General features: G+C 34.5%; 27 protein-coding genes. 25 read left to right on the top strand and 2 right to left on the bottom strand.

What is annotated here, in order from left to right:
* Window positions 1–565: 565 nt before the first annotated feature.
* The gene (locus tag CLOCL_RS20115) at window positions 566–1,711 is read right to left on the bottom strand and encodes a SpoIIE family protein phosphatase (RefSeq protein WP_052306622.1); all 1,146 of its coding nucleotides are present in this window, start codon (window positions 1,709–1,711) and stop codon (window positions 566–568) included.
* 185 nt (window positions 1,712–1,896) lie between these two features.
* Between CLOCL_RS20115 and yyaC the strand changes: the two genes are divergently transcribed.
* The 3 genes from yyaC to rd all read left to right on the top strand — a co-directional run bounded on the left by yyaC (window position 1,897) and on the right by rd (window position 3,814).
* Window positions 1,897–2,502: a spore protease YyaC gene (gene yyaC, locus CLOCL_RS20110; protein ID WP_014257043.1), complete on the top strand. Its 606-nt coding sequence runs from the start codon at window positions 1,897–1,899 to the stop codon at window positions 2,500–2,502.
* Between the two features lie 208 nt (window positions 2,503–2,710).
* Entirely contained in the window at window positions 2,711–3,166 is a 456-nt protein-coding gene (gene tnpA, locus CLOCL_RS20105) for an IS200/IS605 family transposase (RefSeq protein WP_014253709.1), read from the top strand.
* A gap of 489 nt (window positions 3,167–3,655) precedes the next feature.
* Window positions 3,656–3,814 carry a rubredoxin gene (rd, locus tag CLOCL_RS20100; RefSeq protein ID WP_014257042.1) on the top strand — a complete coding sequence of 53 codons (159 nt, stop codon included), beginning with the start codon at window positions 3,656–3,658 and terminating at the stop codon, window positions 3,812–3,814.
* A gap of 111 nt (window positions 3,815–3,925) precedes the next feature.
* Here the strand turns inward: rd and CLOCL_RS22735 are convergent, their stop codons facing one another.
* On the bottom strand, window positions 3,926–4,066 hold the full coding sequence (locus CLOCL_RS22735) for a hypothetical protein (protein ID WP_014257041.1): 141 nt from the start codon (window positions 4,064–4,066) through the stop codon (window positions 3,926–3,928).
* Window positions 4,067–4,449: 383 nt separating this feature from the next.
* Between CLOCL_RS22735 and CLOCL_RS20095 the strand changes: the two genes are divergently transcribed.
* From CLOCL_RS20095 to CLOCL_RS19990, 22 genes are all read left to right on the top strand, one after another.
* Entirely contained in the window at window positions 4,450–4,785 is a 336-nt protein-coding gene (locus CLOCL_RS20095) for an STAS domain-containing protein (RefSeq protein WP_014257040.1), read from the top strand.
* 133 nt (window positions 4,786–4,918) lie between these two features.
* Entirely contained in the window at window positions 4,919–5,644 is a 726-nt protein-coding gene (locus CLOCL_RS20090; RefSeq protein WP_014257039.1) for a gamma-glutamyl-gamma-aminobutyrate hydrolase family protein, read from the top strand.
* A gap of 94 nt (window positions 5,645–5,738) precedes the next feature.
* Window positions 5,739–6,605, top strand: a complete 867-nt coding sequence (locus CLOCL_RS20085; protein WP_014257038.1) for a hypothetical protein — start codon at window positions 5,739–5,741, stop codon at window positions 6,603–6,605.
* Window positions 6,606–6,687: 82 nt separating this feature from the next.
* Window positions 6,688–6,810, top strand: a complete 123-nt coding sequence (locus tag CLOCL_RS20080) for a cyclic lactone autoinducer peptide (RefSeq protein WP_014257037.1) — start codon at window positions 6,688–6,690, stop codon at window positions 6,808–6,810.
* Window positions 6,811–7,174: 364 nt separating this feature from the next.
* Complete coding sequence (locus CLOCL_RS20075) at window positions 7,175–7,984, top strand: mechanosensitive ion channel family protein (RefSeq protein WP_027622304.1); 810 nt, start codon at window positions 7,175–7,177, stop codon at window positions 7,982–7,984.
* A 65-nt stretch (window positions 7,985–8,049) separates the two neighbouring features.
* A complete protein-coding gene (locus tag CLOCL_RS20070; RefSeq protein WP_014257035.1) occupies window positions 8,050–8,715 on the top strand; it encodes a ComF family protein in 666 nt (221 codons plus the stop codon).
* A gap of 70 nt (window positions 8,716–8,785) precedes the next feature.
* The gene (locus CLOCL_RS20065; protein ID WP_014257034.1) at window positions 8,786–9,208 is read left to right on the top strand and encodes a MerR family transcriptional regulator; all 423 of its coding nucleotides are present in this window, start codon (window positions 8,786–8,788) and stop codon (window positions 9,206–9,208) included.
* A gap of 236 nt (window positions 9,209–9,444) precedes the next feature.
* A complete protein-coding gene (flgM, locus tag CLOCL_RS20060) occupies window positions 9,445–9,732 on the top strand; it encodes a flagellar biosynthesis anti-sigma factor FlgM (RefSeq protein WP_014257033.1) in 288 nt (95 codons plus the stop codon).
* 80 nt (window positions 9,733–9,812) lie between these two features.
* On the top strand, window positions 9,813–10,319 hold the full coding sequence (locus CLOCL_RS20055) for a flagellar protein FlgN (RefSeq protein WP_014257032.1): 507 nt from the start codon (window positions 9,813–9,815) through the stop codon (window positions 10,317–10,319).
* 55 nt (window positions 10,320–10,374) lie between these two features.
* Complete coding sequence (gene flgK, locus CLOCL_RS20050; RefSeq protein ID WP_014257031.1) at window positions 10,375–12,420, top strand: flagellar hook-associated protein FlgK; 2,046 nt, start codon at window positions 10,375–10,377, stop codon at window positions 12,418–12,420.
* A gap of 6 nt (window positions 12,421–12,426) precedes the next feature.
* Window positions 12,427–14,031, top strand: coding sequence for a flagellar hook-associated protein FlgK (gene flgK, locus CLOCL_RS20045; RefSeq protein WP_014257030.1), 1,605 nt, complete (start codon window positions 12,427–12,429; stop codon window positions 14,029–14,031).
* A 32-nt stretch (window positions 14,032–14,063) separates the two neighbouring features.
* A complete protein-coding gene (gene flgL, locus CLOCL_RS20040) occupies window positions 14,064–14,972 on the top strand; it encodes a flagellar hook-associated protein FlgL (RefSeq protein ID WP_014257029.1) in 909 nt (302 codons plus the stop codon).
* Window positions 14,973–15,010: 38 nt separating this feature from the next.
* Window positions 15,011–15,592 (top strand): DUF6470 family protein, encoded by a 582-nt coding sequence (locus tag CLOCL_RS20035; RefSeq protein WP_014257028.1) that lies wholly within the window; start codon window positions 15,011–15,013, stop codon window positions 15,590–15,592.
* Window positions 15,593–15,627: 35 nt separating this feature from the next.
* A complete protein-coding gene (fliW, locus tag CLOCL_RS20030; protein ID WP_014257027.1) occupies window positions 15,628–16,107 on the top strand; it encodes a flagellar assembly protein FliW in 480 nt (159 codons plus the stop codon).
* Window positions 16,079–16,294, top strand: a complete 216-nt coding sequence (gene csrA, locus CLOCL_RS20025) for a carbon storage regulator CsrA (RefSeq protein WP_014257026.1) — start codon at window positions 16,079–16,081, stop codon at window positions 16,292–16,294. Before fliW ends, csrA begins: the two co-directional genes overlap by 29 nt.
* 226 nt (window positions 16,295–16,520) lie before the next feature.
* A complete protein-coding gene (locus CLOCL_RS20020) occupies window positions 16,521–17,339 on the top strand; it encodes a flagellin N-terminal helical domain-containing protein (RefSeq protein WP_014257025.1) in 819 nt (272 codons plus the stop codon).
* 40 nt (window positions 17,340–17,379) lie between these two features.
* Complete coding sequence (locus tag CLOCL_RS20015; protein WP_014257025.1) at window positions 17,380–18,198, top strand: flagellin N-terminal helical domain-containing protein; 819 nt, start codon at window positions 17,380–17,382, stop codon at window positions 18,196–18,198.
* A 40-nt stretch (window positions 18,199–18,238) separates the two neighbouring features.
* On the top strand, window positions 18,239–19,051 hold the full coding sequence (locus tag CLOCL_RS20010; RefSeq protein WP_014257024.1) for a flagellin N-terminal helical domain-containing protein: 813 nt from the start codon (window positions 18,239–18,241) through the stop codon (window positions 19,049–19,051).
* A gap of 186 nt (window positions 19,052–19,237) precedes the next feature.
* The gene (locus tag CLOCL_RS20005) at window positions 19,238–21,112 is read left to right on the top strand and encodes a motility associated factor glycosyltransferase family protein (RefSeq protein ID WP_014257023.1); all 1,875 of its coding nucleotides are present in this window, start codon (window positions 19,238–19,240) and stop codon (window positions 21,110–21,112) included.
* Between the two features lie 12 nt (window positions 21,113–21,124).
* Window positions 21,125–21,490, top strand: a complete 366-nt coding sequence (locus CLOCL_RS20000) for a DUF8042 domain-containing protein (protein WP_014257022.1) — start codon at window positions 21,125–21,127, stop codon at window positions 21,488–21,490.
* Window positions 21,490–22,905, top strand: a complete 1,416-nt coding sequence (locus CLOCL_RS19995) for a motility associated factor glycosyltransferase family protein (protein WP_014257021.1) — start codon at window positions 21,490–21,492, stop codon at window positions 22,903–22,905. Before CLOCL_RS20000 ends, CLOCL_RS19995 begins: the two co-directional genes overlap by 1 nt.
* Window positions 22,892–23,890 carry a UDP-N-acetylglucosamine 4,6-dehydratase family protein gene (locus CLOCL_RS19990; RefSeq protein WP_014257020.1) on the top strand — a complete coding sequence of 333 codons (999 nt, stop codon included), beginning with the start codon at window positions 22,892–22,894 and terminating at the stop codon, window positions 23,888–23,890. Before CLOCL_RS19995 ends, CLOCL_RS19990 begins: the two co-directional genes overlap by 14 nt.
* Window positions 23,891–23,907: the final 17 nt, after the last annotated feature.

The raw sequence follows: 23,907 nt of genomic DNA, 5'->3' as shown, positions 1-23,907 counted from the left end.
TTATATTTTTTTACCAAGGTAATTTTACTGAATTGTTACTCCCCCTTTGGCAAAATTGTTGTATTTATATAAAACACTTCCTATATATCATAGGAAGTATTTGATTTTGAATTTTTTCTGTAGTAAATAATATAACAAGATTATGAATTATAGGTTACGAAAAAGTTAAAACTTTATAAATTTTATAATTTTTTTTGATGTAAACCAAAAAATATATTTGATAATTTACAACATGTTGTCTTACGACAGTATTTAAAATTACTTTTTTGGTACTTTCCCAAAGCATATATATATTTGTTTGGACATAGAATTTAAATGCAAAATATAAATTTGAATTTTGCACAAAAAGAAAATGGCCCTGCTTTATTTATTCAAGCAGAGCTGGAGTATCCAACTTTAAAAGTATGGAATTTATATTATTTGAGGATTAGCACTATTACCAACTGTGGCTGGTAAAGGTTTCGCTTTGTTGATTGCTTTTGATGTTTTTCAATATAGTAATTCTGAAATATAATTCTTTTTTAGGGGGCTAAAAATAAAAATTAAATTAGAGAAAAAGAAAAAATTAATCTTTTGAATTTTTTATTTCTAAAAGTGCCATAGTGATATCGTCTGCAGCATTGTTGTATCTTTCAATGCCGGCAAATTCAGAGGCAGCTTTAATAATTCGATCAAGAATTACACCGGGGCTTTCAACGTTACCTTGTAAAACGCCGATTAGTCTATTTTCTCCAAATTGTTCATTTTTATTATTTTTTAATTCTACAATACCGTCGGTATATAGAAAAAGTTTGTCACGGTTTTGCAGAATTAATTTTTTGTCTTCATAAGACGGATTTTCAACCCAATTGCTTATAGGGATTCCGGGAACTCTTAAAAGTTTAAAAGTTTTGGTGTATGGATTTAATACAATAGGAGAGACATTAAGTCCTGCATTTGAATAAACCAAAGTGTTACTGGTAATGTCAAATATAGCGTAAAAAATAGTAATATATAGATCTTGATCGGAAAAATTATTGTTAAATTCTATGTAAAGTTTTTTTAATGCAGAAGCCGGTGAAATAATTGTTTTATCTATAGAAGATCTCAAAAAGACCGTGAGCATTGACGCTGCTACACCATGGCCCGAAACATCAGCTATATATACTCCTATATGGCTTGTGTCAATTTTAAAAATGTCGAGAAAATCTCCACCTAAGGTATCGCAAGGCTTGTAGATATAAGAAAATTCAACATATTCATTGGGAATTTCCTTCGGTAAAAGGCTATACTGAAGCTTTTTGGCTATATTAAGTTCACTTTTCAGCTTTTTGTTTTGATTTATGATTGCTTTTTGCAATTTTTTCATTTCTGTTATATCCCGTAAAACTTCGACTACCGCAATAATGTTTCCGTCCTTATCTTTAATGGGAGAACTCATTACTGAAAAAGTACGATTATGAATTAATTCTTCCTGTTGCTGAGGTTGTCCGGTAGCAATGGTAGCTCTTGAAACACATTTTTCACAAGGTATGTCTCTTTCAAAGGCTTTGTAACATTTTTTACCTATAGGATTTTCGTTTAGTGCCTTTGCCATTGCTTTATTTACATAGATAATATTATCATTTAAGTCTATTACTCTGACCCAATCATGCATACAATCAACTATATTTTCAAACATATTTATATTTAAATTAATATTTGAGTCTAATTTGATTTTTGGTATCTCCATAAATATTACCCTTTCGAAATTCCATATTTTATTTTGGTACAGACAAAGTAGGAAGGAGATACATTGATAATAACAAACGCAATAGCTAATATCAATATAAATAAATAGAAACGGTAAAAAAGAGTAATAAAATTACAATATAGGGCAATAATAATTACAGATACATTATTTACAGGAGAAGAAGTATGTTTTTTAAAACATCAAGCAAACAGATTTATATTGATATAAACAATAAATCAGCGTTTAAGACACTTACTGATACAATATATGCTTTTATTGCTAATTCACTAAAATGCGGATATAAATCAATAGTGTTTGTGTGTATAGGAACTGACCGGTCAACAGGGGATAGTTTGGGTCCGCTGATAGGCTATAAGATGAGTAATTTGGAATATAAAAATATATACGTACATGGCAGTTTGGATAATCCTGTACATGCAAAGAACATAGACAAGGTGATGGAATATATACGGAACTTTTATGATAAGCCTTTTATAGTTGCTATAGATGCTTGCCTCGGAAAAGCAGATCATGTAGGATACATTACAATAGGTGAAGGCCCTATAAAACCGGGATCTGGGGTAAAAAAAGACCTTGCTCCGGTAGGAGATATGTACATAACCGGAATTGTCAATTTTGGAGGTTTTATGGATTACCTTATCCTCCAAAATACAAGACTGAATCTGGTTATGAAAATGGCTGATACCATTTCAATGAGTATAAAATATGTTTTGTGGAAAATAAGCAATGATCCTGCACTATCTTCCTTGGTTTGCAGTTCAAATGCATAAGTTGTAGGCAAAAGAAAAAGGCTTTAAGAATCATAATTCTTAAGCCTTTTTTCATATTATTGGCTTTAGCCTGATTCACACGCAAAGCGTGTGAATCAAAAAACCACCCGCTATGCGGGTGCGAGACAGGAGTTATACAAAAAAATCACCTTTCCGTTATAATAGAGTTGTTCAAGCTACTATAATAACAAAAGGAAAGGTGATTTTAATGGCAAACAAAGAACACAGTTTAGCACGAACTAAATGGATGTGTAAATATCATATAGTATTTACACCTAAGTATAGACGAAAAATAATTTATAATCAATACAAACAAAGTATAAGGGAAATAATAAAACAACTATGCAAATATAAAGGAGTCGAGATAATAGAAGGACATTTGATGCCAGACCATATACATATGTTAGTAAGCATACCACCCAAAATGAGTGTATCAAGCTTTATGGGATACTTGAAAGGGAAAAGTGCACTTATGATATTTGATAGACATGCAAACTTAAAATATAAGTTTGGGAACAGACACTTTTGGGCGGAAGGATACTATGTAAGTACAGTAGGACTAAATGAAGCAACAATTAAGAAATACATACAAGAGCAATATAAACATGACATAATGATAGATAAGTTAAGTGTGAAAGAGTATGAAGACCCCTTTAAGGGGTAGTTGGTAATAAGTTCGTCCCTTTAGGGACTGCAAAAGTGACAAAGGCAAAGTGGCTTGAACGAAGTGAAAGCCAGCGTCTTTAGGCGCTGGCCGGTAACACGCCCTTATAGGGCTGAGCAAACCACCCGTTTTACGGGTGGTCATGATTTTTTCGTTTAAAGTAAAATGAAAAAAGTAAAAAGTAAAGGGGGAAAGGAGGGTTAAGAAGTTTTTGCTATATACAGAATATTAATCGAATAAAATAAATGTTAAATAACTTAATTCGCTATATGGGGAAGTTGTGTTTTGATTGATATATTTTGTTGGTATTTAAAATAAGTGAGTTTGTGAAATGGAGACTAATACATATTTAATTCCTTAAATTTGAAATACAGAATATTTAAAAATATGTTTAGTTTTCAAATAATATGTTTTTCAATTGTGTAAAATATGGTATTATTAATATTAAGTTTTGCAGTAAAACAAAAATAAGATAGGAGATGATGCTTCGTGGAAAAGTATGTATGCACTGTTTGCGGATATATATATGATCCGGCTGAAGGAGATCCGGATGGTGGTATTGCACCGGGCACTCCCTTTGAGGATATACCGGATGATTGGGTTTGTCCTGTTTGCGGCGTTGGGAAAGATATGTTTGAAAAGGCTTAGTTTGATTTAATTTCGAAGATTTTCAATTGTTTATTAGCTTTAAATATTAGTTTTTGCTATTAGTGCCTCGCAATATAAATATTAACAATATTACGAGGCACTAATGTTATATTATTGAGGTATTTCCACCATAGATTTGTCTACCCATTTAATATAATCGTCTTCAATAAATAAGAGCACTTCATTGTCTTGCCAGGTAAGGATTATTGCATCATTATCGAAGTATTTTACTATTTTGCCGGTATAAAGCATACAATATTCCTCCTATCTTTTGTAAATTAAGTTCAAATCAGTTTTTCTCTATTATTTTCTGAAGAAGTGATTTGTAGAATATAGTAAAAAAGGTAACGACGATTTACTCTAATTTTATTATCGGTTAAAATTTAATATACTTTAGCATTTTCTGCCTATTAATTTCTTTATTATATAGAAAATTATTGAAATAACTACTTTGTTAATATATAATAGAACACGACAGTTAGTAGCAAATATCTCTAAATCATTTCTTACTGTTATTTGAGTAGAAATCTTTGAGGTTAATAGCAGGATAATTTTTTATTTGACTATTGGTACATAAGTATATGCAAAACTTCGGCCTATTGCAACATTAAAAAGCCATGGAAGGGGGTTGCCGGATGAAGTACGAAATGAAAGAAGTGGATGGAGTTAAGATAGTCAAATTAACAGGGCAAATACGCATATCTACTCAAAATCAGTTTAAGGATTTACTTGACAGATTGGCTAGGGAATATGAAGGCAAGACAGTTATAATAAGCATGGATGGCGTTATATATATGAATAGTGCAGGTTTGGGAATTATTATTGACACATATAAAAAATTCAAAGAAAAAAAGGGGAAGATAATACTTTGCAATTTATTACCGGATATTGAGAAGCTTTTTGAAGTGACAAGACTCAATCGATTTATTGAAATATATAGCACAGAAGCAGAAGCATTAAGTAAGTTGTAGTTGACGTTTTAGGGATAAAGGCGTCTCAAACCGGGAGTAATGACCTGTTTTGAGTGCGCTTTTTGTTTTAAGGTAACAAAAGAGTATTTTGTGGAATATATTTGCTATATATCAATAATTAGGAGTGGGTAAAATGGCAAGCAAAAGACCTATGATTGGAATAACTCCCGGAATTGACTATAGAGAAAATAAGCTTTATATTAACAATGGATACGTTGAAGCAATTCGATTAGCTGGTGGTTTGCCTGTTCTTTTACCTCTAACCGACGATTTGGAATTTTTGAAAAACACGATAGCTCGTTTTGATGGTATTCTCCTTTCCGGCGGAAGCGATGTAGATGCAAAGTATTGGGGAGAACCTAACTACACCTATGGAGGTGAGATTTCTCCATTAAGGGATGAAATGGAGATTTTTACTGCAAAAGAGGCAATAGATCTCGATAAGCCGATTTTAGGCATATGCAGAGGTTGTCAGGTGCTGAACATAGCTTTGGGTGGAACAATATATCAGGATATTTATGAGGAACAAAAGGGCAAGCGGCTTTATAAGCACTCTCAAAATGCGCCTAAATGGTATCCGACCCATGAAGTTTATATTGAAAAAGATACAAAGGTATTTAAGGCGCATAAAGAAGAAGTGATACGAGTGAATTCATTTCATCATCAGGCAATAAAAGATGTAGCACCAGACTTTATCGTTTCTTCAAGATGTGGTGACGGTATTATAGAATCAATAGAACATACAAAATGCAAGTTTGCAATAGGTGTACAGTGGCATCCGGAAGTGATGTGGGAGAAGGATGCGACTCACTTGAAACTTTTTATTAAATTTGTGGCCAGCTGCCAGCAAGCAACATAAACTAAAGAAAATTGTCAAATTTTAACGAATAATAGAAAATACTTGAATATATTGAATTAATATGATAGACTAAAATCAACAGGAGAGGAATTATATGGGGTTAAGTTTAATAGACAGTGTAGATTTTTTCATTATCTCATTGCCGGAGCAATTTTTGATGGCACTGTTTGCCTGGGTGCTTCTAGGCAGAAAAGAGATAGTACGATTTCGAAATGTGGTATTTATAGGTGTTGTTAGCGCATTGATATTTTACTTTGCTAAGTTTTGGCCTTATGAACCATATGAAGATGTTTTAGTTTCTTTCTTACAGTTAGTATGTTTTGGAGTTCTAATCTATTTTGGATATAAACTGAGTGTGTTGGAAGCAGCTTTAGGGTGTCTGGTTACTCTTGTAAGCTTTACATTGGCCCAAGGAATAATGGTTGTTCTGCTTCGAGTATTTATGAATGTAACAAAAGAAGAGATTTTTAGCAGTGCACCTATTAGAGCAGTATGTTTCATAGCAGAGTTCCTTATTGTAATTATGGCTCTTGTATTTATGTACAAGAAAAATATCAATATATATTATCTTAGAAACACTAAATTGGACAAGTCTCAGAGGAGTAAACTTGGTGTCTTGGCTTTGCAGTTGGCGTTTGGGCTTTTTATACTTATATTGATTTATATGATGTTCATTGTTAATAATGATATTTTTGAGTCGTTTGAAGATAGAGCACTGGTAATTGCCGGCTTTGTTATAACAATAATATTTACTTTACTGTTGATTAGAAGCGTTTTCAAAATTGGCGAAACAATTCAGAAGGAAGAAGAAGTAAAGAGACAAATGGATGGAAGGGAATTTGTCCAAAATATTGACTACTTATGTGCATTAATTGACGAAAAACAATATGGAGAGCTGAAAAGAGTTTTGCAAAGCATAAAGAAGGATATAGAAAATGGAATAATTAAAAGTCAAAATTGAAAGCCAAAGTAGCACTGATAGGGAGAATGTATAGTAACAACTATCATCTCTCTATTAAATAAAAAAAAAAGGAGATGTTATTATGAAAGGAAAGGTTTTGGGAGTAATTTCAGCTGTTCTGGTAATTGTATCGATGGTGTCTGCAAGTACTGCAAGCTGGTTGATTTTTTATCAACCTAAAGCACCTAAAGCCCTACATAAATAACATCCAGCCGTTCAAAATTAAAGATAGCAAAATAACAGTTTGTCAATTTTTCTGATTTTGTTTGATGAGCACCTTGTATAAAAGGTGCTTTTTTGATGTTGTTCGAATTAAGATTTTGTATATATGCCAATTACATAAAATTCAAAAAAATTATGTGTTATGAAATTGATATGGAAAAACAGAAGTAAAAAGAATTTGTTTTTGTGTAAAATTTTAACCTCTATATATTTATGCCTAGTAATGATAAAATAGAATTTGGTAGTGATTGCATAGTTATAGAGAATTTTTAGTAAAATCTAATAATTGTGTGTTTATCTATTAAAAAACTGATTTGGCAAGCTTAATGGGAAAAGGGGATGAATTTATGCAAGGATATCTTGAAAATTTTATACATACAATACTTATACCGGGGATTAGTAAAATATTTATTGCGGCTGTAGTTTTGATAGTCGGTATTATAGCTATCCGATGGGGAATTAAAAAAATAAAACTTTTGGTTTATAAATCCAAAATGGATGCAAGTTTAAAGCCTTTTCTGGTTTCGCTAATTGATGCTTTGCTGAAAGTATTTCTAGCTGTGACTGTTGTAAGTATTTTGGGAGTGGAAACTTCTTCTTTTGTAGCAGTATTGGCATCGGCTGGGCTGGCCGTTGGACTTGCACTTCAGGGGTCATTATCCAATATTGCTGGAGGGGTTTTAATTTTGACAACAAAGCCTTTTGCTGTAGGCGACTATATTGAGGTAAGCGGGCAGTCAGGAACTGTCCAGGCAATAAAGATTTTTCAAACTGAAATTGTTACTCCCGACAATAAAGTTATATTTATTCCTAATGGCAGTTTGGCTAATTCGGTTATAGTAAATTATTCCAAGAAGCCTACAAGAAGGGTTGATATGAAATTCGGAGTGTCTTATGAGGCAAACAGTTGTGAAGTAATAGAGGTTATAAAGGATGTAATAAACAAGCAACCTCTTGTACTAAAAGAACCGGAACCTCTTGTAAGAATGGCGGAACATGGAGATAATGCAGTAATTTATATTGCAAGGGTATGGGTTAATTCCAAGGACTATTGGGAGGTCTATTATAATATTATCGAAGAGATTAAGAAACGCTTTGATGAAAATAATATATCAATTCCGTATCCTCAAATTGATGTTCATTTAAAAAATAAGTAAGAATAGTCATTTACCAATCCACCATTTTAAAATTTTTAATATTTGACTTAGGCAGGTGGAATCTGATGTTAGAACGCATTCTTGACCTTGTATTTCCGCCTAAATGTATATTTTGCAATAAAATATTGAATTACGGTACAGGTATCTGTATTTGTGAGAGCTGCAGCTTAAATATACCTTACTTTAGCGAAAAAAATTTAAACCTTATTAAATCAAACAGCTATTTTGACGATATTATATGTGTATGTGAGTATTCCGGAATTATAAAGGAAGCTTTGATTAAATATAAATTTTTTAACAAGCCTTCCTTTGGAAGAACCTTTGCCAGGCTTATTTATAATCGTATTAAAGAAATGCCTGATTGGGAAGAAATCGATTTAATAATAAGTGTACCCCTTCATCGAAAGAAAGAGCAAATAAGAGGGTATAATCAGTCGTACTTGATTGCTAAACAATTGGGTAAATTACTTGGAATTGAAGTAAGTAAGAATATACTTATCAGGACAAAAAATACTGACAGCCAGAGTCTTCTAAACAGAGTTGAAAGACTTAGAAATGTCAAAGATGCTTTTTTGGTAACAGATGTAAACGCAATCAAAGGCAAATCTATACTTGTTGTGGATGACATTTTTACGACCGGATCAACTCTTAATGAATGCTGCAGAGTTTTAAAGGATGCAGGTGCACGTCGAATAACAGCAACTGTAATAGCTACCGGGAGAAAGTTTTAGCTTAGGTTGGGTTCTTGAAATTAGTCCGAAATTAAGGGTAGTTTTGCCCTTTAGAGATGGAGGTATCTTTATGCCTGATATAAGAAACTGTAGAAGGTGCAATAAGTTATTCAATTATCTTAGCGGTCTTCCCATATGTCCTGATTGTAAACAACAGGATGAAGTTAATTTTAAACGAGTAAAGGAATACCTTTATGAGCATCCAGGAGCTTCTTTGTATGATGTGTCGAAAGACCTTGAAATCAGTGTACAGCAAATAAAAACGTACTTGAAAGAAGGTCGTTTAGAGATAGTTGGAGAAAGCGGAAATATGTTTTTGGAGTGCGAAAAGTGTGGAAAGTCCATATCAACAGGGCGTTTTTGTAAAGAGTGTGCCAATGAGTTTACTAATGATATTAAATCAGTAGTAAACCAAATGAGTACTTCGGGAACTAATGAAACTACCGAAAAAAGAGCAAGAGGAATGAGATATCTTACTAAAGATGATGTGTGACAGTTTTGTGTGGGATAATATTTTTATATCGGGAAATAGTATTGCCGGAATAAATAACGTTGTTATAAGATATCTATGACTAAAGTCATAGATATTTTTTATTAAAATATGTTAATTAATTTATTTTGTGTGACGATATTATTAATGAAAGAAAGAATTGGAGAAACTAATGATTAAAGTTTAATACACTTAAGTGTTTTATATAAAATAAAAATTTTTGAAAGTGAGTGATGTGTATGAAAATTTGGGGGGAAATCCCGAAAGTCTCGGGGATCTACAGCAGTCAGAAGAGCGTAGGGAAGGTGGATAAAGTAGACTCTGTAAGCTCTAAGAAAGATGTAGTATCAATATCGAATGAGGCCAAAGATATTCAAACGGTAATGAAGGCACTAAAAAATACCCCGGACATAAGAAGTGAACTGGTAGAGAGGTTGAGAGAGAAATACGAAGCCGGTGAGTATCAGGTAAAAGAGACAGACATAGCCGACAAAATTTTGAAGTCGATTACGGAAAAAAATACTTAAAGTACTTATTTTCTGCGGGAGGCATGGATTTAATCCAAGTTTTCCCGCAATAAATTTATTAATATCGGGGTGGAAATTTTATGAACAGCCGGAACATAGATGAGTTAATTAGTATTCTAGAGCGTGAAATCGGAATTTACGAGGAATTATTAAAAATATCCAGGGACAAAACCGATGTAATAGTAAAGGGAAAGACAGCTGAACTTGATAATATCACAAAAGTGGAGCAGACTTTTGTTTTAGATATAGGAAAACTGGAAGCCTTGAGAGAAAAGGCTGTTAACCATTTAGTAAATGATATTGGTATGAATAATACTGTTTCAGACATAACTATATCCGAACTTGCTAAATATCTTGACAACGAAAACGCGCAAAGACTGGAAAATTGTAAAAACAATCTATTGAATATTATTAACGAAATAAAAAACGTCAATGATTTGAACTCAAAACTCATTCAAAACTCCATTGATTATATAAATTTTTCGATAAATCTTTTGTCAAGCATACCGGAAGCAAATAACAATTACAGCAAATCTGGAAATACAAATGAAGGAATTCAGAAGACTTATTTTGATGTGAAACTATAATTTTACTTTAATACATCCTTGATGTGATTAAGGATTTTTATCAGGAGGCGGTAGTATGGCAATAGGTTTCGCCAGCTTTGAAATTGCAAGATCGGGTATGTCTGTAAGTGAACGCGCTCTGGAAGTAACGGGACATAATATTTCCAATGTCAATACAAAGGGTTATGCTAGGCAACAGGCGATATCTGTAACAAGTTCCTACTATAATACACAGGGATATCAGATTGGCCTTGGTGCTACTATTCAAAATATAAGGCAAATTAGACATCAGTTCTTGGATAATATTTATAGAAGAGAAAATACGTCATTGGGTTATTGGGAAACACGGAATAAGACTTTGGAGGATATACAGTATATACTTGGAGACCCAATGGAGCGAGGACTTCAGGAAGTTATGAATCAGTTCTGGGATGCCTGGCAGGAATTATCAAAAGATCCTAGCAGTCTTACTGTAAGGGCATTGGTTGTACAGAGAGGAGAAGCTCTTGTCGATCAAATTAATCATATAGGTAAACAGATTGATAAACTGCAGGATGATCTTAATCAGGAACTAAAAGTTAGAATAGATGAGTTGAATAGCATTACCAGGCAAATAGCAGCATTGAACACTGAAATACTTAAGTGTGAAATAAACGGAGATAATGCAAATGACTATCGTGACCAAAGGAATGCACTTGTAGATCGATTGTCTAAACTGGCGAATATTGAAGTCAACGAGATGCAGGATGGCCAGTTGGATATTACAATAGGTGGATATGTTTTGGTTACAAAAGATAAGCAAACTAGTTTAGTTGCCGAAACAAGCAGTAAATCCGGTTTGTTTTATATCCCTAAGATTATGGGTACGGAAATTGAGGTGCCGATAAAGAGTGGAATTATAAAGGGGATAATGGAATCCAGAGGAGAAGTAATGGGTATTAGAGGAAGCATAGAAAACGGTACTCCAAATACTAAAGCTGATATTACTTTTGTGGTGGATATATCTGATTCAAATAAAGATAATCTCAGCAAGGTCCAGGACTCTATAGAGACATATATTAATGAATTAAAGAGAAGAGGATTAGATTATAATCTTCGTCTTGTAACCTATTCCGGCAGTGCAGTTTCCAGCTACAGTTTCAGTAATGCAGAAGATTTTAGGGATGCAGTTAAGTCCCTTACTCCAACATCTGATACGGGAGGCGATTTCGGTGCTGTTGTATCGTACTTAGAGTCAATTGGCGATTTTAGCCCGGAAACCAATAAATATGCAGTTGTGTTTTCTGGAGGAGATTTGGGTGTCTCAGAGTCAACGGCTGATGATTATGTATCTGCATTAAAGGATAAAAGCATAAAAATGTCAATTGTGACAGACAGTTCGTATTACAATGCCGGTACAGCAGCGGGAATTGCCGGATGGAATGTAATTAGCGACGGGACTTCAGGAAGTCTGTTTGATATAAATTCAGCAGATTTTGAAGCTCTTATGACTGATATAAGCAATAGTATAAATAGTGATATAAATAAAGAAATTAGTATGGTAGAGGAATCTTCAAGCATACTTTCCGATTTGAGAAAAAGGATAAATGCCCTTGTAAATGTATTGGTAAGGGAAGTAAATTATTTACATACCAGCGGAAAAACTCTTGGTCCTCCATCAGTTCCCGGAGAAGATTTTTTTGTAGCCATTAATCCTGATTATCCTTTAGAAATGGGAAATATAAAATTAAATGACAAAATCATTTTAAATTTAAGCAACATTGTTGCCTCCAAAAGCGGAGCAAGCGGTGATAACACTATTGCTTTGGCTATAGCAAACTTGAGAGGTAATAAATGTCTTAGTGATGCGAAAGGTATATTGAGTATTGATGAATATTACCAGTTAATTATTCTTGATGTTGGTAATAGAGGATCTGAAGCGGCAGGTATAAGTGAAAGCCAGCGGAAACTGGTGAATTACGCTGATTCTCAAAGGCAGGCCATTATGGGAGTATCCATGGATGAAGAGGTATCAAATATGCTTAAATACAAATTTTCCTATACTGCAGCATCCAGAGCATTGAATGTTATTGATGAGATGATAGATACAATTATATCCAGAATGGGATTAGTAGGCAGGTGATAAACGATGAGGTCGAGTTTTTTTGGATTTAATGTTGCAATTAGCGGATTGTACACAGCGCAGAGGAATCTTGATGTCATAAACAATAATATAACTAATGTCAATACTCCTGGGTATTCTCGCCAACAGACGGTACAAAAGGCATCAAGGCCTATGAGTATGTATAACGGTACAGGCATGGTAGGTACAGGTTCTGAAGTTATAGGAGTTAAGAGAGTTAGGGATGAATATCTTGATTCCATGTACTGGAGTGAAAACATGAATTTTGGGGAATGGGAGACAAAAAAGGCTCTCTTATCCGATTTGGAAGTTACATTTAATGAGCCTTCTGACAGCGGATTTAACAAAATAATGGACGAATTTTTCAATTCCCTTCAGGAGCTGGCCAAAGATCCTTCCAGTGAAGCAATAAGAGCATTGGTAAAAGAGAGAGGGGTTACCTTGGCCAGATATTTTAATGATTTGGCAACACGCCTGGAAAACCTTCAAGTGGATGTTAATGACAGGATTGAAACAACTGTTGCAAGGATAAATTCCATTGGTGCACAGATTCAACAATTAAACCGTCAGATTTATACAATGGAATTGGATGGAAATACTGCCAATGAACTCAGAGACCAAAGAACGTTGTTAATTGACGAACTTTCAAAATTAATAAATATTGATGTAAGTGAAGTGGTTGTCGGAACTCTCCCTAACGGTCAGATTGATTCGCGGCTGGTAATTACCATTAGTGGAAAGGCATTTATTGATCATTATAGTTTCAGTGAATTAACAGTCGTACAGCGAGAGACCAAATTAAATGAAGAAGATGTTCCCAATCTTTATGATGTTGTTTGGAAAGACGGAAATACATTAAAAATAAAAGGCGGAGTTTTAAAAGGATATCTTGATGTTAGGGATGGAAATGCCGGAGAAAATGGAAGTCCGCTTTACAACGGAATACCTAATTATATAAAAAAATTGAATCAGTTTGTCCAAACTTTTGCTATGGCTTTTAATGAAGGTTATATTGATTTGGATAATAACGGTTTAATAGACCCTTCAGAAGACGGTAGGGGTCATGTGGACGGATATGGTGCTGGGGCGACAGCATCTTCAGGAATAAGATTTTTTACCATGCTGGGTGAAGATTATAAATCGATGAGCGGTGATGATTTTATAAATGGTGCAACAGATATTCCGGATATTGTAGCAAGATACAGCAAAATAACAGCCAAAAACTTTGCTGTCAGCAGTGATATATTGGAAGACTTTAACAAAATAGCGACGTCTAGTACTCCCGGTGAGGCTGGCAATATTGAAAACTTAAGTGCATTGATTAAATTTAGGATTAACGACCAAATGTTTGTGGAAGGTGCACCGGAAGATTTTATGAAATCTGTTATAACTACATTAGGCGTAAATTCACAACAGGCCAAAAGATTTTCCGCTAATAAGGAAATAATCGTAAAACAGATTGATAATCGGCGATTGTCCGAGTCTGGAGTTTCGCTGGATGAAGAAGTGTCTAATATGGTAAAACAGCAGCAAGCATATAGTGCGGCTGCACAAATGATTAATACAATGGCAGAAATATACGATATTCTTATTAACAGAGTAGGTTTATAAGACGGTGAAAGGACAGTAGTTGGAGGGATAATATGAGAATAACCAATAATATGATTATAAACAATATGATAAGCAATATAGGGAGAAATCTGGCAAGACTGGAAACTTATCAGAGAAAGATGGCAACGGGAAAGAAGATTTCGGTTCCTTCCGATGATCCGGTTGTAGCGGCAAGAGCTCTGAAGCTTCGCACTGATGTGTCTATGATAAATCAGTATAAAACAAATGTTGAAGATGCTATGTCCTGGCTGGAAATAACCGAATCATCACTGGCTAATGTTGGAGAAATATTGCAAAGGGCAAGAGAATTGGCAGTCCAGGGAAGCAGCGATACTGCGACTGCTGAAGATACTAAAAAGATAGCAGATGAAATAGAACAACTGAAAGTTCAACTGATTCAAATTGCTAATGCAACATATGCTGGCAGATATATTTTTTCAGGTTTTAAGACAGATACAAAACTTCTTGATGACGATGGAAACTTTTTGATAGATGTTTCAAATTCTGAATCTATAATGTATGAGATAGGTATAAGTGACAAAATAAATGTAAATGTAGTTGGCTGTCAGCTTTTTAATGACGGAACCGATGCAACGGCTGGGGATCCGGCTAAACTTATACAAAATATGAATGATTTTATAAATGCACTTGTAATAGGAGATAAAAATTTAATAAGTGACTGTCTCACAAAATTTGACAAAGACATAAATAACTTGCTTGCGATAAGATCCAGCGTCGGAGCCAGATATAACCGTTTAGAATTAACTAAGGACAGGCTTGAGAATGACTTGCTCAATTTTACTGCACTTATGAGTGAGAATGAAGATGTGGATCAGGCAGAAAATATTATGCTTCTGAAAAATGAAGAAAATGTATATAAAGCATCTTTGTCAGCAGGAGCCAGTATAATGCAAACTTCCTTAATCGATTTTTTGCGCTGAGGCTGTTAGCCAAAATAATTTAAAGCGGGTGAGCTAATATGGCCCTCTATATAACTCAAACCCATGCAAGAATCGGTATTGAAAAAATTCCTTCCAAGCTTGAGCTTAAGGCTGAGCCGGCACGGCTGGAATTTCGTCAAAAGCATGCTTTGATAAAAATAGATACAGAGATGCCAAAGGTTATTATTGATCAATCCGAGGCTTTTGCCAGTGCCGGATTAAAAAGTAATATGGATATTGTAAAGGAAGGAGCTCAAAAGGGTAGGCAAAAATGCTTAGAGTACATTGGGAAAACAGTTGTTGACGGAGATACTCTGGCTGCTATTGAAAACAACATAAACGCTATTGCTGAAATTTCCAAAAGGGATTTTTACAAAACGCATGAGTTCAACATTGACTGTATTCCTAAAGTAGGCCCGAAAATTACCGTTATAGAGGGAGATGTTGATTTTGAAATGGAAAAAGACACAGATGGGCTCGTTAATGGTTTGGAGAGCAGGTTTTTCCCTGCGGATTTGAAGATAAACTTTACACCGGCTCAAGTAAGAGTGTTCTTGGAACAGTATGCCTCAATTCAATTTAAATATATTAATGAGAATAAAATTAACACCTATGTATAGATACTAACTGTATATGAGTAAATGGAGGAGATTAAATGCTTCTAAATACCAGACATTTTGGCGAAATAGAAATTGATGAAAGCAAAATTATTAATTTTAAGGAAGGGATACCGGGATTTGAGGATTTAAAAAAATTTGTAGTTCTATATGATGGAGATGAGACATCACCTTTCCGGTGGCTTCAGTGTGTTGATGATGGTCAGCTGGCTTTTGCGGTAGTTAATCCTTTTATGATTGTAAATGATTATGACATTGAAATACCGGAAGAGATTGTTAGCAGTTTAAATATTGAAAGTATTGAAGATGTGATGGTACTGTCAATTGTTGTTGTACCTGATGATGTTAGTAAAATGACAATGAATTTAAAGGCACCTGTTATAATAAATACGAAAAATAATACCGGAATGCAAGTTGTCCTTGACACAGATATGTATAGTGTGAGACACTATATTGTAGAAGAACTCCGTAGACGGGAGGTTAATACAGGTGCTGATACTAACAAGGAAGAGAAATGAATCGATAATTATAAATGATAATATTGAGATTACTGTTGTAGATGTACAGGGAGAACAGGTACGTATAGGAATTAATGCCCCTAAAAGCGTTTCTGTTTATAGAAAAGAGATATATCTTGAAATTCAGGCAGAGAATAAAAAGGCTGCAGAAGTTAAGAGTATAGATTTAAAGGATATACTCAAATAGTTTTTCACCCAATTAAACACTTCTTTATTGGAAAAGTGATATTTTTATCACTTTTTTTCAATTTTATATTCAGTTAAAGAAAAGCAAAAATTTCTATTAATTCTTCTCAAATTCAGTCGATATATATTATGAGATTACATTGAATATATTTTCCCATAAAATGTTATTGGAAAATATAATTCGTGGGATTGGCGCATGGAAGCAAAAAAATCAAGGAGGAATGGTTATGAGGATTAATAACAATTTGATGGCAATGAATGCCCACAGACAGCTAAAGATTAACAGTGCAAATCAGGAGAAGTCTTTGGAGAAATTGTCATCGGGTTATAGGATCAACAGAGCAGGAGACGACGCAGCAGGATTGTCGATATCCGAAAAAATGAGAGCCCAGATAAGAGGACTCCAAAAGGCATCAAGCAATGCACAGGATGGAATATCCCTCATTCAGACAGCAGAAGGAGCATTGACAGAAACCCATGAAATACTCCAAAGAATGAGAGAATTGGCTGTGCAAGCAGCAAACGATACTAATGTAGACAAGGATAGAAGTGCTATAAAATTGGAGTTAAATGAATTATCTGCAGAAATAACAAGGATTGCAGAAAAGACTCAATTCAATACACAGACTTTGTTAGCTGGAGGATTTAGCAGCAAAGTAATCCAGATAGGTGCCAATAAAGGTGAAACATTAGAAATAGGCATAGAAGCTATGGATGCAGATACTCTGGGTGTAGGTACATCAGTAATGTTGGTTGGCACATCATCTGAAGCCCAGGATACGATTGAAGCAATAGATAATGCAATAAATACAGTATCATCAGAAAGAGCGAAATTGGGTGCTAAGCAAAACAGGCTTGAGCATACAATAAGGAACCTTGACACATCAGCAGAGAACTTGCAGGCATCTGAATCAAGAATCAGAGATGTAGACATGGCGAAAGAAATGATGAACTTTACGAAGAACAACATACTTAACCAGGCAGCTACAGCAATGTTGGCACAAGCTAATATGGTACCTCAGGGCGTGCTCCAGTTATTGCAATAATAGGCATGGAAGCAAATAAAAAAATCAAGGAGGAATGGTTATGAGAATTAATAATAACTTAATGGCAATGAATGCCCACAGGCAATTAAAGATTAACAGTGCAAATCAGGAGAAGTCTTTGGAGAAATTGTCATCGGGTTATAGGATCAACAGAGCAGGAGACGACGCAGCAGGATTGTCGATATCCGAAAAAATGAGAGCCCAGATAAGAGGACTCCAAAAGGCATCAAGCAATGCACAGGATGGAATATCCCTCATTCAGACAGCAGAAGGAGCATTGACAGAAACCCATGAAATACTCCAAAGAATGAGAGAATTGGCTGTGCAAGCAGCAAACGATACTAATGTAGACAAGGATAGAAGTGCTATAAAATTGGAGTTAAATGAATTATCTGCAGAAATAACAAGGATTGCAGAAAAGACTCAATTCAATACACAGACTTTGTTAGCTGGAGGATTTAGCAGCAAAGTAATCCAGATAGGTGCCAATAAAGGTGAAACATTAGAAATAGGCATAGAAGCTATGGATGCAGATACTCTGGGTGTAGGTACATCAGTAATGTTGGTTGGCACATCATCTGAAGCCCAGGATACGATTGAAGCAATAGATAATGCAATAAATACAGTATCATCAGAAAGAGCGAAATTGGGTGCTAAGCAAAACAGGCTTGAGCATACAATAAGGAACCTTGACACATCAGCAGAGAACTTGCAGGCATCTGAATCAAGAATCAGAGATGTAGACATGGCAAAAGAAATGATGAACTTCACAAAGAACAACATACTTAACCAGGCAGCTACAGCAATGTTGGCACAAGCTAATATGGTACCTCAGGGAGTGCTTCAGTTATTGCAATAATAGGCATGGAAGCAAATAAAAAAATCAAGGAGGAATGGTTATGAGGATTAATAACAATTTGATGGCAATGAATGCCCACAGGCAATTAAAGATTAACAGTGTAAATCAGGAGAAGTCTTTGGAGAAATTGTCATCGGGTTATAGGATCAACAGAGCAGGAGACGATGCAGCAGGATTGTCGATATCCGAAAAAATGAGAGCCCAGATAAGAGGACTCCAAAAGGCATCAAGCAATGCACAGGATGGAATATCCCTCATTCAGACAGCAGAAGGAGCATTGACAGAAACCCATGAAATACTCCAAAGAATGAGAGAATTGGCTGTGCAAGCGGCAAACGACACTAATGTAGAAAAAGATAGAAGTGCTATACAATTAGAACTTAATGAACTTCATGAAGAAGTAACAAGAATAGCACAAAAAACCCAGTTTAATACACAGGCATTATTAAATGGAAGCCTGCAGAACAAAGTAATTCAAATAGGTGCTAACAAAGGTGAAACACTTACTATTTCAATAGGTACAATGACTGCAGCGAAATTATCTGTTGCCGGATTGAGTGTTAGCACTAGTGCAAAAGCACAATCGGCTATTTCCAAGATTGATGCTGCAATAAATACAGTATCATCAGAAAGAGCAAGATTGGGTGCTAAGCAGAACAGACTTGAGCACACAATAAAGAACCTTGACACATCGGCAGAGAACTTACAGGCATCTGAATCAAGAATCAGAGATGTAGACATGGCAAAAGAAATGATGAACTTCACAAAGAACAATATATTGAACCAAGCTGCCACGGCTATGTTGGCACAAGCTAATATGGTACCTCAGGGCGTGCTCCAGTTGTTACAATAACCGGTGCTTCATAAGTTATGATGTATTTTAACCTAATGAGGCACATTGGATATATGTGCTATACACAATATCGACTGGAAAGCCTTGGAAGGTAATATTAGTACTTTGAATTAAAAAGCCGGCGGCTTATATGCTGCTGGCTTTTTATGCTGGTTGTTTCAAAAGATAAAAAGGGGAAAAATGCGTATGAGGGAACTATTTGACGTTAACCTGGAAGCTTTAAAGAAAGAATATGCTGTGTTAGCAGAGAGATGTAAGGCTTTTTATTCTCAGCATTATCAAAAGCTTGAGGAAATTTTATGTGAAAAAACTAAATCGGATATGCCCAATTTAAAGATTAATGTTAACGGTAAATATCTATTTCTGCATAGTCCCTATGATCCTATCAAAGAGGCAAAAAATTGGATTTCGAAATTGGACTTAAAAGGTGTGGACACAATTGCTGTGCTGGGGATAGGTGCTGGGTATCATTTGGATGTATTGTTCGAAAATTTTCCCAATAAAAATAAAATTGTAATTGAGCCTGATATGAGTGTTTTTGTCAAACTAATGACTGTGAGAGACATTAGACACTTAATAAATGCCAAAAACACTCTTTTTATTGTCAGCGATGACACAGAATTAGTCAGCAAAATATTCTTAAATTTAAGAGAGAATGGGGAAATTTTTAGTGTATCCTTTGAAGAATTGCTGAGTTATAGGACGGCATACGGAAACTGGTGGTTAGAATTAAAGAAAGAATTCATAAAGTATTCAAAAGTTCATGAAATTAACACTAATACGGCAGTTGTATTTTCTAAGGATTGGCTTGTAAACTTCTTTGAGAATATGAAAGAGTATCCGAAAAGTGCAAATCTCGACATATTTGAATCTTGTTTGAAGGGTGTACCTGCTGTAATTGTTTCAGCTGGGCCTTCGTTGAATAAAAATATACACTTGCTTAAAGAAATAAAAAATAAAGCACTTATAATATCTGCAGGGTCTGCAATTAATATTCTTGAAAGTCACGGTATAGAACCCCATATAATGGTCGGAGTTGATGGTGGTAAAGCTGAAAGCATATTGTTTAATAATGTAAAGTCTAAGGATATATACTTTGCTTACAGTTCAACAGTTCATTTTGATGGATTAAAAAATTATGAAGGGCCTAAAATATTTTTTAAGATGAATACTTTTGAGTATGATAATTGGTTTGAAAGGCAACTGGGAGAGAATTCAAAAGAAAGAAATTCGGGTGCATCGGTCTCCAATCTCGCCTTTGATATTTCAAGATTTTTAGGATGCAATCCTATTATCCTTACGGGACAAGATTTAAGCTATTCGAATTTGCAAACCTATGCTGAAGGTGCGGTTTTAAAGGCAAAGCAGGATGAAATTCTTCGTAAAAATATTGAACAAAAGAACAAAAATTATATAGAAGAAACCGATATAAACGGTAATTTGGTTTATACAACTCAAAGTATGCTGTCTATTAAGGTATATTTCGAGGAATATGTAAAAGTGTTTCCAGAAAACATCTATTTTAACTGTACCGAGGGAGGATTGCCGATAAAAGGCATTATCAACAGACCTCTTAAGGAAATAATAGATGAATATTGCACTAAAGAATTTGATATATGTGGAATATTAAGGAAAATATATCTGGCGGGAATAAGTGAAAGTAAAGACAAAAGAGAAAAAATTGTGAAATTTCTTCAAAAAGTATATGACGAGAGTGAAGAAATGAAAGAGAAAGCTATTAAGAGAATAGATATACTTCTCGATATACTTAAAGATGTAGATTCTGTGAATACGGAAAAATGGGAAGAAATAAGCCAATTAACACAAGAAATAGAGGAAAAAGAATTATATGAGAATTTAATTTATGAATTATGCAGTTATTTCATTCAGGTAATTAAAAATGATAGGGAAAGAAAGAGCGAGCTTCTTGATGATTTACATGAGAAGAAAGTCTGTTTATATGAAGGACTGCTTATGCAGTATACAGATATTAAAGAAAAAATAGTCCTTGTCAATGAAATTGCAAAAAAAGTTTTGGATGAAATTCAAATAAACACCTGAGGAGTGATAATTATGTCAGAAATTGAATTGAAAAAGGAAGTAATTGAATCGGCAATAAACTATATAGACCGAATGGTTATAGGAATTGAAGGCATAAACGGAGATTTTCAGGAGGGCAGGGAGGATAAGGCTACCAATTCCATGATTCAGCTTATTGACGGAATCCAATGGCTTTTACAGGCAATTGAAGGTACAAGAGATATACAAGGTGAAGTATCCATAGATATTTCAAGTATGAATCCAATATTTAATCAATTGATAGAAGCATTAGAGAATACTGACTATGTACTTTTAGGTGACTTGCTTGAATATGAGGTAACTCCAGTGATAAAGGAATGGAAGGACAAACTGATACTTGTTCAGAGGAGTTTGCAGTAATGCTCGTATTTGAAAAGAATATTGAGGCGTTAAAATGCTTTTATCCGGATATATACGATGAGATTATAAAACGACGACGGCCGGATACCTTAAAATACAAAGTTGAAAGCTGCAATAACGGTCTTTATACGTTAAAAGTTGAGCTTGAATTGTACAAAGAGGTAAAAAGGTTTTATTTGCACAGCAGATATAATCCTGTGGATGAAGCAATTAAGTTCGCCAGACAACAATATAGAAATGATATTCGGATCCATGTGTTATATGGGTTTGCATTGGGATATCACATAGATGAAATGCTAAAATTCATGCAGTATGATGATAAGCTATATGTATTAGAAAATAATATGGATGTATTTTACAAAGCCCTTGAATTGAGAGATTTAACCCATATTATAACTAATTCGAATATTGAGCTTATTATTTCACAGGATGAGTCAAATATTTGCTCAAAGGTAAAGTCATTACTAAATGAAGGTGTAAATTTTATTATACATCCACCTTCATTAAAGGCAATACCACCGGAAAATGAGTATTTTAAATTTGTTATGGAAGATTGGAATATACGGAAAAGTGTATCTAAAGATTTATTAAAACTTATAGATGATAATATAAAAATAAATTTGCAGAATGATGACCCGAATGTAGGTATATTTTTTGAGAAGTTTAAAGGGCAATCTGTAATTATTGTATCAAGCGGGCCGTCACTGGATTTAAATATTGAGTATCTGAAAGAAGCAAAAAATAAGGCAATGATTTTTGCAGTGGGTTCTTCACTGAGGCCTCTTTTGCTCCGAGATATCATACCGGATTTATTTGTTGTTATAGATCCTAAAGAGGGTACATTAAATCAGATTAAAGGGTTTGAAAACATGGAAATACCCATGATATATCTGTCATCTGCGTATGCCGGTACAGTATCGGCATATAAAGGTCCAAAAGCTATAGCTTGCTATAAAAAAGAACAATTAAAAGCTGAAAAGGAAAAGTATATAGTTGACCCTGGGGGATCGGTTGCAACAACGGCACTTGACATTGCCATAAAAATGGGATTTGACTTTATCATATTGGTAGGTCAGGATCTTGCGTTTACAAATGGCAGAAACCATGTACAATATGGAACTTCTGCAGATGTTAATACCAAAGAACTTAAAAATATGCGAAAAGTAGTCGGGCAAAATGGTGAGATCCTTTATACAACATTGGGGCTGTTGAGTTATAAATATTGGATAGAAAGAAGGATTGAAAAGGAAAATCGAGTTTTTATAAATGCCACAGAAGGCGGAGCATTGATTGAAGGAATGAAGCACATGAAGCTTAAGGATGTAATTTCCCAATATCTTAAAAGGAGTTTTAATTTTAGCCAAAAAATTAGTACTATACTTGAAGAAAGCAGGAGAGACTATGTTCAAGAATAAAAAAGTATTGGTAATTGGCGGAACAGGTACAATAGGACAAGCTCTGGTGGAAAGAATATTACTGGAAGAGCCTTCAGTAGTTAGAATTTACAGTAGGGACGAATATAAGCAATTCCTGCTTAAGGAAAAATTGGGAGAGTTGAAAAACATAAGATTCCTGCTCGGAGATGTAAGAGATAAGGAAAGACTTAACAGGGCGATGAATGATATTGATGTTGTATTTAACTTTGCAGCAATGAAACATGTACCAGCTTGCGAGTATGATCCTTTTGAAGCGGTTAAAACTAATGTATTGGGAACCCAGAATGTTATAGCGTGTGCAATAGAGAACAAAGTAAAAAAAGTTATATATTCAAGCAGTGATAAAGCAGTATCTCCCACCAATACGATGGGAGCAACAAAACTATTGGCAGAAAGACTAATGTCATCAGCATATTATTCAAGAGGAAATGTAGACACAATATTCGCATCGGTAAGGTTTGGAAATGTAATGGGGTCAAGAGGTTCTGTAATTCCTTTGTTCAAGCAGCAGATTTTAGATAAAGGGTATATAACCATAACGGAGCCTGAAATGACAAGATTTATGATGTCTCTTTCACAAGCTGTAGAGCTTACTATTAAAGCTTGCAAAATTGCAAAGGGCGGAGAAGTGTTTGTACTGAAAATGCCTGTAATACGATTGAAAGACTTGGCAGAAGTAATTATTGATGATGTGTGTGATAAAAATCGTTTGAATAAAAATAAAGTGGAAGTTAAAAAAATCGGACTACGCCCAGGCGAGAAAATGTATGAAGAACTTATGTCTGAGGATGAGTCTACTAAAGCCTTTGAACTGAATGATATGTTTATAATCAATCCCCCCTATAACGAGCACATCTATCCCGAGTCAAAGGGTATTGCCAAAGGCAATTACAGTTCAAAGAATGAAAAAGTCCTTAGCAAAGCAGAGATAAAAAGGATATTGGAAATGGAAAAACTACTGTAATAAGGTGCAAAACATCG

It is taken from the genome of Acetivibrio clariflavus DSM 19732 (assembly GCF_000237085.1).
GTDB lineage: Bacteria > Bacillota > Clostridia > Acetivibrionales > Acetivibrionaceae > Acetivibrio > Acetivibrio clariflavus.
The sequence above is the reverse complement of the archived record's forward strand: the minus strand, read 5'-3'. Positions and strand labels throughout refer to the sequence as shown.

Coding starts and splice junctions, on each gene's coding strand:
- CLOCL_RS20015 (WP_014257025.1), top strand. CDS start 17,380: ATGAGAATTAATAATAACTTAATGGCAATGAATGCCCACAGGCAATTA.
- flgM (WP_014257033.1), top strand. CDS start 9,445: ATGAAAATTTGGGGGGAAATCCCGAAAGTCTCGGGGATCTACAGCAGT.
- CLOCL_RS20085 (WP_014257038.1), top strand. CDS start 5,739: ATGGGGTTAAGTTTAATAGACAGTGTAGATTTTTTCATTATCTCATTG.
- CLOCL_RS20035 (WP_014257028.1), top strand. CDS start 15,011: ATGGCCCTCTATATAACTCAAACCCATGCAAGAATCGGTATTGAAAAA.
- CLOCL_RS20115 (WP_052306622.1), bottom strand. CDS start 1,711: ATGGAGATACCAAAAATCAAATTAGACTCAAATATTAATTTAAATATA.
- fliW (WP_014257027.1), top strand. CDS start 15,628: ATGCTTCTAAATACCAGACATTTTGGCGAAATAGAAATTGATGAAAGC.
- CLOCL_RS22735 (WP_014257041.1), bottom strand. CDS start 4,066: ATGCTTTATACCGGCAAAATAGTAAAATACTTCGATAATGATGCAATA.
- CLOCL_RS19995 (WP_014257021.1), top strand. CDS start 21,490: ATGCTCGTATTTGAAAAGAATATTGAGGCGTTAAAATGCTTTTATCCG.
- CLOCL_RS20090 (WP_014257039.1), top strand. CDS start 4,919: ATGGCAAGCAAAAGACCTATGATTGGAATAACTCCCGGAATTGACTAT.
- CLOCL_RS20095 (WP_014257040.1), top strand. CDS start 4,450: ATGAAGTACGAAATGAAAGAAGTGGATGGAGTTAAGATAGTCAAATTA.
- tnpA (WP_014253709.1), top strand. CDS start 2,711: ATGGCAAACAAAGAACACAGTTTAGCACGAACTAAATGGATGTGTAAA.
- CLOCL_RS20065 (WP_014257034.1), top strand. CDS start 8,786: ATGCCTGATATAAGAAACTGTAGAAGGTGCAATAAGTTATTCAATTAT.
- CLOCL_RS20000 (WP_014257022.1), top strand. CDS start 21,125: ATGTCAGAAATTGAATTGAAAAAGGAAGTAATTGAATCGGCAATAAAC.
- CLOCL_RS20055 (WP_014257032.1), top strand. CDS start 9,813: ATGAACAGCCGGAACATAGATGAGTTAATTAGTATTCTAGAGCGTGAA.
- CLOCL_RS20070 (WP_014257035.1), top strand. CDS start 8,050: ATGTTAGAACGCATTCTTGACCTTGTATTTCCGCCTAAATGTATATTT.
- yyaC (WP_014257043.1), top strand. CDS start 1,897: ATGTTTTTTAAAACATCAAGCAAACAGATTTATATTGATATAAACAAT.
- CLOCL_RS20010 (WP_014257024.1), top strand. CDS start 18,239: ATGAGGATTAATAACAATTTGATGGCAATGAATGCCCACAGGCAATTA.
- CLOCL_RS20005 (WP_014257023.1), top strand. CDS start 19,238: ATGAGGGAACTATTTGACGTTAACCTGGAAGCTTTAAAGAAAGAATAT.
- CLOCL_RS20080 (WP_014257037.1), top strand. CDS start 6,688: ATGAAAGGAAAGGTTTTGGGAGTAATTTCAGCTGTTCTGGTAATTGTA.
- flgK (WP_014257030.1), top strand. CDS start 12,427: ATGAGGTCGAGTTTTTTTGGATTTAATGTTGCAATTAGCGGATTGTAC.
- CLOCL_RS20020 (WP_014257025.1), top strand. CDS start 16,521: ATGAGGATTAATAACAATTTGATGGCAATGAATGCCCACAGACAGCTA.
- flgL (WP_014257029.1), top strand. CDS start 14,064: ATGAGAATAACCAATAATATGATTATAAACAATATGATAAGCAATATA.
- CLOCL_RS20075 (WP_027622304.1), top strand. CDS start 7,175: ATGCAAGGATATCTTGAAAATTTTATACATACAATACTTATACCGGGG.
- CLOCL_RS19990 (WP_014257020.1), top strand. CDS start 22,892: ATGTTCAAGAATAAAAAAGTATTGGTAATTGGCGGAACAGGTACAATA.
- flgK (WP_014257031.1), top strand. CDS start 10,375: ATGGCAATAGGTTTCGCCAGCTTTGAAATTGCAAGATCGGGTATGTCT.